Genomic DNA, 13,030 nt, shown 5'->3' on the forward strand with positions numbered 1-13,030 from the left:
TTAACGCTAAAAGTTCAGCGCAGTAAGTCTGCAAGACGGTGTTTCTGCGTCGCCTTGGTGGCTAAATCCGAGTTCTCGAAGAATAGTGTCGGCGCCCTCGTAATAACCTAGAATCCATAGTACATATCGAATATCCACATGAATGGTTCGATGATGCTCACGACTGTAATGCCAATCACTAATGGTTGACTCTTCCATAAGGTCATAAACCAACCCAATTAGACGCCCTTCCTGATCAAAAGTTGGAGAGCCAGAACTTCCCGGGGTACTGTCGGCAGTACTAATGAAATTGACTGGTACAGATTCGCGTTCGAAATTAATAAAGCACTCGTTATTATGCCTTCTCATCATCCCGACAAACTGCTCGGGAACATTCGTTTCGTTGTTTTCTTGAATATGGTCACGAAAAACATCTAAATAAGTTAGCGCCAGCTTGTATTCATTTGGATCTTTGTTAGGGCTTGGGTTATAACCAAGAACCTGTCCTTCACTCACTCTTAAAGTTCGGTTCGCATTGGCGGGCACTTGACGCCCGTACGTCCCCTCGAGTTCTAACTGGGCATTCATAAGCATTGGGCGTGCGTATGCCATACGACCACGGCGCTCAATTTCACGACTATCCATTTGCAAGCGCGCTCTTGAAGTTTGAGTCGCAAACTGCAACCACGGGTCGTCAGACTGCTGAACTTCGTTCAAAGACTTACCTAACCACGCTTCCCTAACTTCGTCTTCAAGCAAGCCGGGGGCCGCGTACAACTCTTCAATACGGTTCTGTAAGCTCTCTTCTGTGGTGTTTTCATCGATACCAAAGAAGTCATTAACAGAAGCAATTTGCTGTGCCTCCGGAAGCTCAAGATAACGGTTCATGAGGTACACCATCAGCCGCTGCTCAAACTCCGGCCAGAGCCTATGTGCATATTGGTCCAAACGAGCCTGTAGTGCTGGTAAGTCGCGCTGCTGAAAACCGCGACTGCGAATGTCTGCAGGTAAGGTTTGCTCGTATGCATAACGATGAACAAGTAATGCAGCACCCGGCAAACTCAACCTATTGAGGAAATTCCACCACAAATCTTGCTCTAGCCACGTACGGTCACTCTGTAGTTGCTCTTGTACCGTCCACCACGCTTCACGAAACATAGGCTCGCGTTCTGGTGCAGATAGCCACTGTAGCAATTGCCCCTGCCTATTCTCGCTTAAACGCTGCACGCCAAAGCGCTGGTAATACTCAATTTGAGACTCGATAAAAGTAATGTGGTTACTCAGCTGAAAATAAACTGGCTGGAAACGAATGCGAGCTCTCTCACTAGTTTCCATTTGCGCTTCCACCATTGCTTCAAAGTCATGCAAATAACTTAGCAAGGCTGGATAGTTTTCTGTGAAGTTCCACTGTACTTCAGACGCGGTGCGTAGACGTTGAGTTTGGCCAGGAAAACCTGCCACACGAACGGTGTCAAAGAATGTTAAATGTGAATCACCGACTTCGGCATATTGGGGTGGCTCTAAGGGAATGTTCTCTTCGGAATAGTCTGCTGCTTTACCTTCGGTGTCGGTGTATACCCGTAGAATTGCAATGTCCGCTGAAAACCTTGGCCATTGCCAATTCATGTCCTCGCCACCATGCATCGTTAACGACACGGGCGGTACGTAAACTAGGCGAACATCGCGATACTCTCGTTCTTTTATTAACAAATAACTTAAGCCGTCTTGGTGAGACTGAACTTGGCACTTTATGGTTGCTTCGTTTTCACACTCGGTAATGAGTTGGTTTCGGTTACGTGTTATTTTCAAGAAACGTTCGCGCGGTGTCATGTCTGCCGTAACACCCACACTCATTGCTTCGGTCACGTCACTTTGCTCGAGGGTAATAGAGGCAAAAAGTCCAGGTGCGGACACTAACTCTTGGTCTTGGCTTTGCGCAATAAAACCGGACGCCTTAATTTCCGACTCCACGTCACTACTCACTTCGAGCGTGTCTTCTATACAGTGCGCGTTGGTGAGCAATAATCCTTGAGAAGAGACCAAGACACCACTGCAGGTGCCAATTTTAACTACCGCTTGAGTAGGTAAATTATTCGAAAGATCTGGCTGCTCACTAGGAAGCCATAATCCTTCAGACGCTGCCACTTGTTTTGTGAAAGCCACACTGGCCAGTAACAATGAACCCCAGACAAGTGGTAATACATACTTCATAAATTTGCCTTTCCGTTTTGGCGCCAGTTAATGTGGTTTTTGACTATGGCGAAATCTTTCCGTCGACTCCAACCAGTTTACTTTGTTTTTACAACTTGGGTACGGAACTTATCACGTTACGACGAATCTTTGCACACCTGCCATTGGCGGAATTTTCTGCTATAATCCGCGCCTTTCAAACTTCCATACTACTTTGCCTCTATAATCGATGTAAGCGCACAGTCGACGTGAAGGCAATGTGGTTAATATTAAGACACAATTGAGGGAGCTAACAATGGCATCCGTTCTAATTCTTATGGGTTCTCAATCTGACTGGCCCGTGATGCAACACGCAGCGACCATGTTAAAAGACCTTGGAGTAGACTGGGAAGCTCGCGTTGTGTCTGCACACCGTACGCCCGATCTTCTGAAGTCGACCATGGAAGAAGCTGAAGCAACCGACGTTAAAGTTGTGATTGCAGGGGCTGGCGGTGCCGCTCATTTACCCGGTATGTTAGCTGCCTACACTTGTTTACCTGTTTTTGGCGTACCTGTTCCTTCGAAGCAATTGAAGGGACTAGACAGCCTGCTCTCCATTGTACAAATGCCTAAGGGTGTAGCCGTTGGTACTTTAGCGGTAGGGCAAGCCGGCGCAGCAAACGCTGGTCTGCTTGCGGCGCAAGTTTTAGGCACGCAAAACCCAGATATTCAAAGCGCAGTTCGTAAATTCCGTGAAGAACAACGCGACAAAGTGATGAGTAACAGTAAGCTGGAACTGGATTCATGAAGACCCTAATTCTTGGTAATGGCCAACTTGGCCAAATGCTAGGACAAGCCGCAGTTCAACTGGGCGACGAAGTATTATTGGTCAACACTAAAACCAACGAGGTTATGCCTGTTGGTGCCCACCAAGCTGTTTCATTAACTTTGGAACAAGCGGTGGAATGGGCCGACGTTGTTACATGGGAACATGAACAAATATCGCCACAGCATATTGCGTTGGCGAAGCATAAATTCCTAACCGATCCTAATGCGATTCAACCTTTAACGCACCGCCGCCATGAAAAGCAAATGTGCGACGACCTAAGTATCGCAACTTCTCCATGGAAGTCTTTCAATACAGCTGAGGAGCTAGCTGATATTTTAGCGTCGTGGGAAACGGGCGCAGTGATTAAAGCAGCAGAAGGTGGTTACGACGGAAAAGGCCAATGGCGCTGGAAGCCAGGACAAGACATCGACAGCTTATTGGCAACTGCAGGACAACAACCCGGTATTGTCGAAGCATTTATACCTTTTAATTACGAAGTGTCGATTGTGGGCGCTCGTACTCAAAACGGTTCAATTCACTGCTACCCATTGGTACAAAATGTCCACCGAGAAGGTATTCTAAGCCACACCTTTGCTGGGCTTGTAGACATTCCTACTCATTTACAACCTACCGCCGAGCAGTGGTTCCAAAAACTCACTGAGCATTTGGGGTATGTAGGAACACTCGCTATCGAATTCTTTGTTGTTGGCGAAGGCGAGAACGCAGAGCTTCTGGTGAACGAAATTGCCCCTCGCGTGCACAACAGCGGGCACTGGTCGATGGTAGGCAGTAACTGCTCTCAATTCAGCCTACATATGCGCTGCATGGCACAACATACGATTCCCGAACTCACTATGGCACCCACCATGATGCTGAATATTATTGGTGCTGAAAAAATTGCCGACAGTCTTTGGGCTATACCTACCAGCCAACCGTTTTGGTACGGCAAAGCGCCACGCCCAGGCCGAAAGGTAGGACACGTAAACTTCTCTGTAACTAGCTTGCAGCAAGCGGAAGAGCTTGTTTCACAGTATTTCGAAACACATCAACTGTTGGCGTAAAACCTAGACAGGGTTATGGTAAAGGAAAACCATAACCCAAAGTTTACGATTTATGCCGAAACCTCAAAAACAGCATATTTTAGCGATAGACCAAGGTACAACGTCTAGCCGCGCATTGATTTTCGACGCACAGCTAAATGTAGTTGGCCAAGGCCAACATGAATTTCCGCAACACTTTCCGCAAAGTGGCTGGGTAGAGCACGACCCTGAAGATATTTGGCAATCCACTCTAAAGTCATGCGAGGACGCACTTGATAGCGCAGGCCTGCAGGCAAGCGACATTCTCAGCATTGGCATTACCAATCAACGTGAAACAACCGTAGTTTGGGATCGTGAATCAGGCGAACCTATTTACCGCGCAATTGTTTGGCAAGACCGCAGAACAGCAGATTTTTGCCAACAACTGAAAAACAAAAACCTTGAAACCCAAATTCAAGAGAAAACAGGGTTATTACTTGACCCCTATTTTTCAGGCACAAAAATACGCTGGATTTTAGAGAACGTAGAAGGCGCACGCGAACAAGCCAAACAAGGCAAATTATGTTTTGGCACTATCGACACCTTCTTATTGTGGCGACTGACTCATGGTGAAAGCTTTGCCACCGACGCCAGTAACGCTTCTCGCACCCTGCTCATGAACCTTGAAACCTGCGACTGGGACAACGAACTGCTGGATATTTTTGATATCCCGAAAAACTGCTTACCGAAGATTTGTAACACCGCAGACAATTTTGGTGTAACACACTCAAAATTATTGGGCGCTGAAATTCCTATTTATTCCATGGTTGGCGACCAGCAAGGCGCGCTGATGGGTCAGGCATGCTTACAGCCCGGTGAAGCTAAAAGCACTTATGGCACAGGTTGCTTTGCATTAGTAAACAGCGGTGACAAACCTCTTGTTTCAAAAAACCGGTTACTTTCAACCGTAGCCTGGCGCATTCAAGGCGAAACCACATACGCCATAGAAGGAAGTATCTTTATGGCTGGAGCCATTATGCAGTGGCTACGTGACAAGTTAGGCATACTGCAGAAAGCCTCCGACTCAGAACAACTTGCGCAAAACGTGCCTTGGCAACAGTCAGAAATACTCGTACCGGCATTCACAGGTCTTGGCGCACCCTACTGGGACCCCCATGCTCGTGCGGCCATTTTAGGTATGACCCGCGACACAGGGAAAGAGCAAATTGCAGCAGCGGGGTTGCGCAGCGTAGCGTTACAAACACAAGATCTCATGCGCGCTATGACGGAAGACGGTCAAACAATTGAGACCCTAAAAGTAGACGGCGGTATGACCGAAAACCAATGGTTCTTGCAAGCCGTTGCCGACATTACTGGAAAAACGGTGAAGCGAGCTGCAAACGTAGAAATAAGTATTCGTGGCGCAGCATTTCTAGCAGGTTTTCAAGCCGGCTTGTTTAATGACCTTCAAGACATTTACGGCTTGGTGGAGCATGACCAAGACTTGGGGCCACACATGAGCACCGAAGAGCGTGAGCGACAATATCAACGTTGGTTGGAAGCAGTGGCTAAAGTTCGCTAGAATAACTCCCCTTTTGCTGCTGAAAATTAAACAGCTATGAATGAACCAACACAAAGTGCAGAACAAATGTTTGAGCTTGCCAAGCAAGCCATGGAAAAGTCGTACTCGCCTTACTCAAAATTTCCTGTGGGTGCGGCTATTCTGACGAGCTCGGGCCAAACATTTACCGGATGTAACGTAGAAAACGCATCCTATCCCGAGGGAACGTGTGCCGAAGCCGGTGCTATTGCTGCAATGGTGATGGCAGGAGAAAAGAACATTCAACACATCTACGTTATCGGCAATGGCGAAGCACTGGTTTCTCCTTGCGGCGGATGCCGTCAGCGCATTCGCGAGTTCGCTAACGCGCAAACACAAGTTCATATTTGCGGGCCTGAAGGTATTCGTAAAAGTCTATTCTTAGAAGACCTCTTACCCCACTCATTCGGCCCAGAACACATCGCCTGAGGAAACATTATGAATTTACCTAGTATAGAGCTTGCGGCTCAGGCTTTCTCGTTTCTTGATCTTACCAGTTTAACTGACCAAGAAACCGTTTCAGACATTGAACAACTGGCGGACGACGCAAGTTTACTGTTACCCAGCGGAGAACTTATTCATGTCGCTGCCCTTTGCGTATTTCCAAGGTTTATTCCTTACGCAAGAGCGGCACTAGACGCAAGAGAATTGTTCAAGGTAAAAATAGCTACCGTGACCAACTTCCCTCACGGCGGAGACAACATCGACATTGCCGTTGCGGAAACTCAAGCCGCTGTTGCCTATGGCGCCGACGAGGTAGACGTTGTTTTTCCTTACCGTGCATTTTTAGCAGGTAACGAAGTTTTGGCTAAACAGCTCGTGCAGGCATGTAAAGCCGCTTGCGGTACCTATGTGCAACTCAAAGTTATATTAGAAACCGGCGAGCTTGGAAGTGAAGAGAACATTGCCCGTGCAAGCAACATAGCACTAGAAGCCGGTGCCGACTTTATCAAAACCTCAACAGGAAAAGTGACTGTAAATGCTACTGCACAAGCGGCAGAAGTCATGTTGAACGAAATTGCAAAACGCTCACCTTCTCACCACGGGTTCAAGCCAGCAGGAGGAATTCGCACCCTTAGCGACGCGCTTACCTATATGAACTTAGTCAGCGAAATTTTATCACCTGACGCACTTACGCCAGCTCGCTTTAGAATAGGCGCAAGCTCGGTTAGAGGTGACTTAGCAGCAGTGCTCACAGGAAGCGAAAATAAGAATCAAGGAGATTACTAATCATGTTACCGCAAGAAATTATCCGTGCTAAACGCGACGGCAAAGCACTTTCAGAACAACAAATAGCCTACTTTGTAAAAGGCATTACAAGCGGCGCAGTTACCGAAGGTCAAATTGCTGCTTTTGCCATGGCCGTGTACTTCAAGGGTATGACCATGCCAGAAAGAGTGGCATTAACAGAGCAAATGATGCATTCCGGCCAAGTACTCGACTGGAGCTCAATGAACCTCAACGGTCCAGTAGTCGACAAGCACTCCACGGGCGGCGTAAGCGACTCGGTAAGCCTTATGTTAGGGCCGATTATTGCTGCGTGTGGTGGATATGTACCTATGATTGCCGGACGCGGATTAGGACACACCGGCGGAACTGTTGATAAGTTTGAAAGTATTCCAGGTTACAACACTGCCCCCAATGAAGCCGAGCTGAAACGCATCGTGAAACAAGTCGGCGTAGCCATTATTGGCCAAACGGGAGAGATTGCACCTGCGGACAAGCGCTTTTATAGCATTCGAGACGTGACCTCCACCGTTGACTCTATTCCACTCATTACTGCATCGATTCTGTCGAAGAAGCTAGCAGCGGGACTTGACGCACTAGCCATGGACGTTAAAACCGGAAGCGGTGCGTTTATGGTTCAAGAAGAGGACGCAACTGAGCTAGCGCAAAGTATTGTGCAGGTTGCCAACCGAGCTGGAGTAGCCACGTCTGCAACAATTACCGACATGAACGAACCGTTAGGGTCTACAGCCGGTAACGCGGTAGAAATTCGGGAAGCTATCGAGTATTTAACAGGCCATTATCGCCATCCACGTTTACATGAAGTTACGGTTACGCTCGCCGCACAAATGTTAGTACTCACCAACTTGGCATCAAGCGAGCAAGAGGCATTAGAAAAGGTAAGCACTGTACTAGAAACTGGCGCCGCCGCAGAGAAATTTAGTGAAATGGTGGCAGCTTTAGGCGGCCCAAGTGACCTTATCGAGAACAAATCGAAGCATTTACCATTGTCTGCCGTAAGCATGGACATATTCGCACCGCAAGACGGCTACATCCATGCTATCGACACCCGTGAAGTTGGCTTGGCTGTGGTGAGTTTAGGTGGTGGACGTACCGACCCAAGCCAAACCATAGACCATAGTGTTGGCTTAACCGACTTTGCCCGAATAGGCCAGAAAGTAGATACAAAAACACCGATTGCTAGGGTTTTTGCTAAAACGGAAGAAGACGCTAAAGCCGCTATTCAATCAGTGCAATCGGCATATTCAATTAACGAAGCGAATGTAGAAGCGCCACCAGTGGTGTATTCTCTAATCAAGTAGTTCTTGAAGGTTTTGTTTAAACTTTAGTGAGGCAAAGAACATGGCGCGCGCAATTATTCTGATGTTTGACTCTTTCGGTGTCGGCGCTTCCGCAGACGCTCACCTATTTGGTGACGTGGGTGCCAATACTTTGGGTCATATCGCTCAAGCCTGTGCCGAAGGGCAGGCAGATAATGCAGAGCGCCAAGGACCATTAAACTTACCAAACCTAACACGTTTAGGGCTTGCCCAACTGGGAGCAGAGGCCGCAGGGCACGCTATTCCGGGGCTCGATGACTCGATAGAACCAAAAGCTCAGTTCGGATTTGCACAAGAGCTGAGTAACGGTAAAGACACACCAAGCGGACACTGGGAGTTAGCGGGTGTTCCGGTGCAATTTGACTGGCATTACTTTCCTAAAAACGAGGAAGTCGCCAAAGGCGAAAGTGTTTTCCCACCAGAGCTCATTAGCGCTATTCAAGAAGCTGGTAATTTGCCGGGCGTATTAGGTGAGTGCCACGCCTCGGGTACAGCAATAATTGCCGAATTAGGCGAAGAGCATATTCGCAGCGGCAAGCCAATTATATACACCTCCGCAGACTCAGTATTACAAATAGCCGCACACGAAGAGCACTTTGGCCTAGAACGTTTAATTACATTGTGCGAGCAGGCAAGAGCTATTCTAGACCAACAAAACCTAAACGTGGGCCGCGTTATTGCGCGCCCATTTACCGGAGAAAGCGCTGAGAGCTTCAAGCGTACGAGTAATCGTAGAGACTTTTCAGTGCTACCTCCTGCACCCACTGTACTCGTTAAAAACCAGCAAGCCGGCAATGAAGTAATTAGCATCGGTAAAATAGCCGATATTTATGCGCATCAAGGTATTACACAGAAGCACAAAGCTGCGGGCAATAATGCCCTTTTCGACGTCACGTTAGATGTTGTTAAAACAGCACCGCACGGCAGTATTATTTTCCCCAATTTTGTCGACTTCGACATGGAATATGGACACCGTCGAAATGTAGCAGGCTACGCGCATGCTTTAGAACAACTCGACCAGCGCTTACCTGAACTCGAAGCCATACTGCAAGAAGACGACATCGTTTTTATTACCGCAGACCATGGTTGCGACCCTACTTGGCCAGGTAGCGACCATACACGTGAATATGTGCCTGTGATTTGCTTTGGGAAGAAAGTGAAGCCGGGGAATATAGGTAAACGAGAGACCTTTGCAGACATTGGGCAAACCATTGCCGAGCATTTAGGCTTGCCACAACTTGAGTTTGGAACGTCTTTTCTAAACTAATCTTTGCCAAACAAGCCCTTTCCAAGCAAACTTTTTTCAAGCAAACTTTTTCCAAGCAAAAAACCGAGCTAAGGCGCGTTATAAAAAGCGCGCCAGCCATTTTGCGATGTCTTGAATTTGCGGACCACATACCTGGTGAGCCATCGGGTAAGTTTGGAACTCAACGTCATAGCCATGGTCGGTTAACCACCCTTTTGCTTGCTCACCTAGACTAACTGGCACGATTGGGTCTTGTGATCCATGGTGAACCAATATTGGCGTTTCCGCTTGAACTTCACTCGGCTGAATAGAGTCACGCGTGGCTAAATAGGTAGACAAAGCCATAATGCCCGCAAGCTTTTTGTCAAAAGAAAGTCCAGCTTCATAAGCAACCGCACCACCTTGAGAAAAGCCTGCTAAAACAATACGGTCTGCTGGTATACCGCGCTCTATTTCCCGTTCGATAAGATCTTGGGCCTGCTTTGCCGAAATCCGTAACTGCTTTTCGTCGACGCTGCGGTCTATGCTCATTTCCAAAATGTCGTACCAAGCAGGCATCGTCATGCCACCATTCACCGTCACGGGTATTTTTGGGGCATGAGGGAACACAAAACGAACCTGGCACTCTGCGGGTAATTGAATATGCGGCACGATAGGCTCAAAGTCATGGCCGTCGGCGCCTAGGCCATGTAGCCAAATAACGGCTGCATTTGCTTCGTGCTCTGGGCTTACTTCTACACAGGGTAAATACTGTTCAGTCATTACAATCCTTTAATCTTTCGTTTCGGTCGATAAATTCAATTCTGTTTCAATGGCCAAGTTCGGGTTAGTTATAGTTCGATGTACAGGGCATTTATTCGCGATTTCTAAAAGCCTAGAGGTTTGCTCTTCGGTGAGCTCACCCGCAACACGAATGGATCGATGAATAACTTCCCCTACAATTTCGCCGTCTTGCAACTTTCCTTCCTGATGCGACAAGTCTACGGTTACTTTTTGTAACGGCCAGTTCTTGCGCTTGGCATACATTCGTAAAGTCATGGAGGTGCACGCCCCTAAACCCGCCATCAACATTTCCATCGGCGCAGGGCCTTCGTCGGCTCCGCCAAGACTTTCAGGTTCGTCAGCCAACCAACGGTGGTTATAAGTGGTGACCTGCTGAGTAAAAGGTGAAATTTTCTCTTCTACACGTACGCAACCTTCTGCAACTTCATGGCTCATAGAACCTCCATTAAACCCCACTAATCAGGCTAATGCTGCAATTTACCACATGCCTTTCTTGCAACAAACAACGTAAAAATTTTTGCTGCGCATACTTGAAAAGAAATATGGCAGTACTTATGTCTAGTTATGCAGAGGATGGGTCTCGCTGAGAACATTCGGACTGCGTAACTAATTATCGCTCATTGGAGGATATGATGAACACTATCGATTTAACACCACTTTACAGAAACAGCATTGGTTTTGACCGTTTAGCCTCAATGCTAGACAACGCGCTTCGTGGAGACACCGGCACAGGTGGATACCCGCCCTACAACATCGAAGCGAAGGAAGAAAACCAGTATATGATTACCATTGCGGTTGCTGGCTTCGAAGAAAACGAACTCGACATTCAAACCGAGCGCGGTGTACTCACCGTTCGCGGCAAGAAGGCCGAAGACGACAGCAAGCGTAAATACTTATACCAAGGCATTGCGGCAAGAGCGTTCGAGCGCAAATTCAACCTTGCAGAACACGTTGAAGTAACCGACGCGGAATTACGCAATGGCCTACTGAATATTTATCTGGTGAAAGAAATTCCAGAAGCAATGAAGCCACGTTCTATTTCCATTAAGTCAAACGAACGTACTTTAGAAAACAAAAGCTAACGAAAGCTTTTAACGAGAAAGCCCCGAGTTGTGTGTGCTCGGGGCTTTTTTGTTTTTAATGCTTTTAGCTTAAAATTACGGCTGACGAATAGCCCATTCAGTCAATAGGCGAACCCCGAAGCCTGTCGCACCACGCGGGTGAATACCAGAAGGTCCGTCTACCAAGGCATTACCGGCCATGTCGATGTGTAGCCACGGCGTGTCACCTACAAAGCGTTGCAGCAACATGGCACCGGCAGTAGCACCCGGCGAGCCCACGTTTTTCATATCTGCAATACGGCTTTCAATTGCACTTGCGAACATAGGATCCATAGGTAGACGCCAGATACGCTCTTCAGTTACGTCTGCTGCTTCTTGCATAACTTGAAGCACTTCGTCGTGGTCACTAAATACAGCCGCATATTCATTACCAACAGCACCAATTTTAGAGCCTGTTAGTGTTGCTATATCTACCATGGCACGAGGGCGGAAGTTTTCACGTGCGTACCAAAGTCCGTCAGAGAGTACCAAACGACCTTCTGCGTCGGTATTCGTCACTTCAATCGTTAAACCAGAACCGGTTGTTACCACGTCTCCTGGGAGTTGAGCCTCGCCTGAAATAAGGTTGTGAGCAAGAGGCGCAACTGCTACCACATTAACTTCGGCATTTTGGCGAGCTAACGCGAGCACCGATCCTACCACTGCAGCAGCGCCAGCTTTATCTGTTTGCATACGAACAATAGAGCCGCTGTTGGTTTTCAGGTTATAGCCACCCGTGTCGAAAGTAATACCTTTACCGACCATCGCTAGCGGCTGATCGTCGCTGCCTTCCCAGTGAGCCACAAGCAAATGCGCTTTGTGCTGACTACCTTGAGACACCCCGTAAAGTGCCCCCATACCTAAGGCTTGAACCTGTTCTGGGGTTAAAATGGTCACTTCAACACCAGCGGGTTCTAATGCCTGACGCGCATATTCAGCAAATGCTTCTGGGTAGCCTGCACTACCGGGTAAATTGGTTAATTCACGCGCTAAAAATACACCCTCTGCAATGGCTTGCAACGCCGAGAACTCTTGGTTTGCTTGAGAAACACTAGCAACACGCCAAGTGTATTGTTGCGAAGGGCGCGCTTCAGGTTCGCTAAAATAACGGTCGAATCGGTAGTTTCTTAGATCTGCACCATGTGACATCGCAGCAAGAATTCGTCCGTTGTAAACAGGGTTGGTAATTAAACGACCATCTACTCCGACCGTTTCCGCATTTGTACTGTTCACTAAAGCTGAAAGTGCAGCGCCTGCTTTCTCTGCTTCTTTACGCACAAATTCTGCAGGGTTGCCAACACCGATAAGCACTAAACGTTCAACGTCTAATCCTGCAGGTGCCACAATAACGCGTTGCGAACCCGCTTCACCGCTAAACTCGGCGATTTCTAAAACTCTTTGAACATGACTAGTCGTTGCGCTGGACCATTCAGGTAGTGTTACCTGGGTGTCTTCCGGCACCGGTACAACCAATATGTCACTTTGCTCAATGGCTTGGTCGGTAACTTCGTTACTGGTGAACAAATACTGTTCTACGAAAGGGTTTTCAATAGCGACTGGATTGGCTTGAGCTTCTTGGGCTCCAAATCCAACGATGCTAGCGAAGGCAATGGCCAACATCGACGTTTTTGCGTGCAGTTTCATTTCAACTCCTTGGTAACGCGCATGAATAGTACGAAGTGTCGTCTATATTCTTACACATTCTCAAGCGAATTGCGGCTAACTGCTTAATTTTACA

Annotated in this window: 12 protein-coding genes; 8 read left to right on the forward strand and 4 right to left on the reverse strand. The window is 47.7% G+C overall.

From position 1 onward, the window contains the following. Nucleotides 1-6 precede the first annotated feature (6 nt). Nucleotides 7-2,190 (reverse strand): S46 family peptidase, encoded by a 2,184-nt coding sequence (locus DQX04_RS08330; RefSeq protein ID WP_111915425.1) that lies wholly within the window; start codon nucleotides 2,188-2,190, stop codon nucleotides 7-9. Nucleotides 2,191-2,464: 274 nt separating this feature from the next. Here DQX04_RS08330 and purE point away from each other — a divergent pair, with 274 nt between their 5' ends. The 7 genes from purE to DQX04_RS08365 are packed head-to-tail and all read left to right on the forward strand — an operon-like array spanning nucleotide 2,465 to nucleotide 9,430. Then, the gene (purE, locus tag DQX04_RS08335; RefSeq protein WP_111915426.1) at nucleotides 2,465-2,956 is read left to right on the forward strand and encodes a 5-(carboxyamino)imidazole ribonucleotide mutase; all 492 of its coding nucleotides are present in this window, start codon (nucleotides 2,465-2,467) and stop codon (nucleotides 2,954-2,956) included. Beyond that, a complete protein-coding gene (locus DQX04_RS08340) occupies nucleotides 2,953-4,038 on the forward strand; it encodes a 5-(carboxyamino)imidazole ribonucleotide synthase (RefSeq protein WP_111915427.1) in 1,086 nt (361 codons plus the stop codon). Before purE ends, DQX04_RS08340 begins: the two co-directional genes overlap by 4 nt. A 52-nt stretch (nucleotides 4,039-4,090) precedes the next feature. After that, on the forward strand, nucleotides 4,091-5,578 hold the full coding sequence (glpK, locus tag DQX04_RS08345) for a glycerol kinase GlpK (RefSeq protein WP_111915428.1): 1,488 nt from the start codon (nucleotides 4,091-4,093) through the stop codon (nucleotides 5,576-5,578). A gap of 36 nt (nucleotides 5,579-5,614) precedes the next feature. Beyond that, nucleotides 5,615-6,025, forward strand: a complete 411-nt coding sequence (cdd, locus tag DQX04_RS08350) for a cytidine deaminase (RefSeq protein ID WP_111915429.1) — start codon at nucleotides 5,615-5,617, stop codon at nucleotides 6,023-6,025. Nucleotides 6,026-6,034: 9 nt separating this feature from the next. Beyond that, entirely contained in the window at nucleotides 6,035-6,826 is a 792-nt protein-coding gene (deoC, locus tag DQX04_RS08355) for a deoxyribose-phosphate aldolase (RefSeq protein ID WP_111915430.1), read from the forward strand. Further along, nucleotides 6,826-8,145 (forward strand): thymidine phosphorylase, encoded by a 1,320-nt coding sequence (deoA, locus tag DQX04_RS08360; RefSeq protein ID WP_111915431.1) that lies wholly within the window; start codon nucleotides 6,826-6,828, stop codon nucleotides 8,143-8,145. Before deoC ends, deoA begins: the two co-directional genes overlap by 1 nt. 40 nt (nucleotides 8,146-8,185) lie before the next feature. Further along, complete coding sequence (locus tag DQX04_RS08365) at nucleotides 8,186-9,430, forward strand: phosphopentomutase (RefSeq protein WP_111915432.1); 1,245 nt, start codon at nucleotides 8,186-8,188, stop codon at nucleotides 9,428-9,430. Between the two features lie 78 nt (nucleotides 9,431-9,508). On the opposite strand, the gene DQX04_RS08370 is transcribed toward DQX04_RS08365, so the two are convergent. Both DQX04_RS08370 and DQX04_RS08375 read right to left on the reverse strand, forming a co-directional pair. Further along, the gene (locus DQX04_RS08370) at nucleotides 9,509-10,171 is read right to left on the reverse strand and encodes an alpha/beta hydrolase (RefSeq protein WP_111915433.1); all 663 of its coding nucleotides are present in this window, start codon (nucleotides 10,169-10,171) and stop codon (nucleotides 9,509-9,511) included. A 9-nt stretch (nucleotides 10,172-10,180) separates the two neighbouring features. Continuing rightward, complete coding sequence (locus DQX04_RS08375; RefSeq protein ID WP_111915434.1) at nucleotides 10,181-10,627, reverse strand: OsmC family protein; 447 nt, start codon at nucleotides 10,625-10,627, stop codon at nucleotides 10,181-10,183. Nucleotides 10,628-10,824: 197 nt separating this feature from the next. Between DQX04_RS08375 and DQX04_RS08380 the strand changes: the two genes are divergently transcribed. Next, nucleotides 10,825-11,274 carry an Hsp20 family protein gene (locus DQX04_RS08380; RefSeq protein WP_111915435.1) on the forward strand — a complete coding sequence of 150 codons (450 nt, stop codon included), beginning with the start codon at nucleotides 10,825-10,827 and terminating at the stop codon, nucleotides 11,272-11,274. A 75-nt stretch (nucleotides 11,275-11,349) separates the two neighbouring features. Here DQX04_RS08380 and DQX04_RS08385 read toward each other — a convergent pair whose 3' ends face one another. Continuing rightward, a complete protein-coding gene (locus tag DQX04_RS08385) occupies nucleotides 11,350-12,936 on the reverse strand; it encodes a M17 family metallopeptidase (protein WP_207916298.1) in 1,587 nt (528 codons plus the stop codon). Between the last annotated feature and the right edge of the window lie 94 nt (nucleotides 12,937-13,030).

The organism is Aliidiomarina sp. B3213, from assembly GCF_003290085.1.
Taxonomy (GTDB): Bacteria; Pseudomonadota; Gammaproteobacteria; order Enterobacterales; family Alteromonadaceae; genus Aliidiomarina.

Coding starts and splice junctions, on each gene's coding strand:
- DQX04_RS08370 (WP_111915433.1), bottom strand. CDS start 10,171: ATGACTGAACAGTATTTACCCTGTGTAGAAGTAAGCCCAGAGCACGAA.
- DQX04_RS08365 (WP_111915432.1), top strand. CDS start 8,186: ATGGCGCGCGCAATTATTCTGATGTTTGACTCTTTCGGTGTCGGCGCT.
- DQX04_RS08375 (WP_111915434.1), bottom strand. CDS start 10,627: ATGAGCCATGAAGTTGCAGAAGGTTGCGTACGTGTAGAAGAGAAAATT.
- deoC (WP_111915430.1), top strand. CDS start 6,035: ATGAATTTACCTAGTATAGAGCTTGCGGCTCAGGCTTTCTCGTTTCTT.
- DQX04_RS08330 (WP_111915425.1), bottom strand. CDS start 2,190: ATGAAGTATGTATTACCACTTGTCTGGGGTTCATTGTTACTGGCCAGT.
- purE (WP_111915426.1), top strand. CDS start 2,465: ATGGCATCCGTTCTAATTCTTATGGGTTCTCAATCTGACTGGCCCGTG.
- DQX04_RS08340 (WP_111915427.1), top strand. CDS start 2,953: ATGAAGACCCTAATTCTTGGTAATGGCCAACTTGGCCAAATGCTAGGA.
- DQX04_RS08385 (WP_207916298.1), bottom strand. CDS start 12,936: ATGAAACTGCACGCAAAAACGTCGATGTTGGCCATTGCCTTCGCTAGC.
- DQX04_RS08380 (WP_111915435.1), top strand. CDS start 10,825: ATGAACACTATCGATTTAACACCACTTTACAGAAACAGCATTGGTTTT.
- cdd (WP_111915429.1), top strand. CDS start 5,615: ATGAATGAACCAACACAAAGTGCAGAACAAATGTTTGAGCTTGCCAAG.
- glpK (WP_111915428.1), top strand. CDS start 4,091: ATGCCGAAACCTCAAAAACAGCATATTTTAGCGATAGACCAAGGTACA.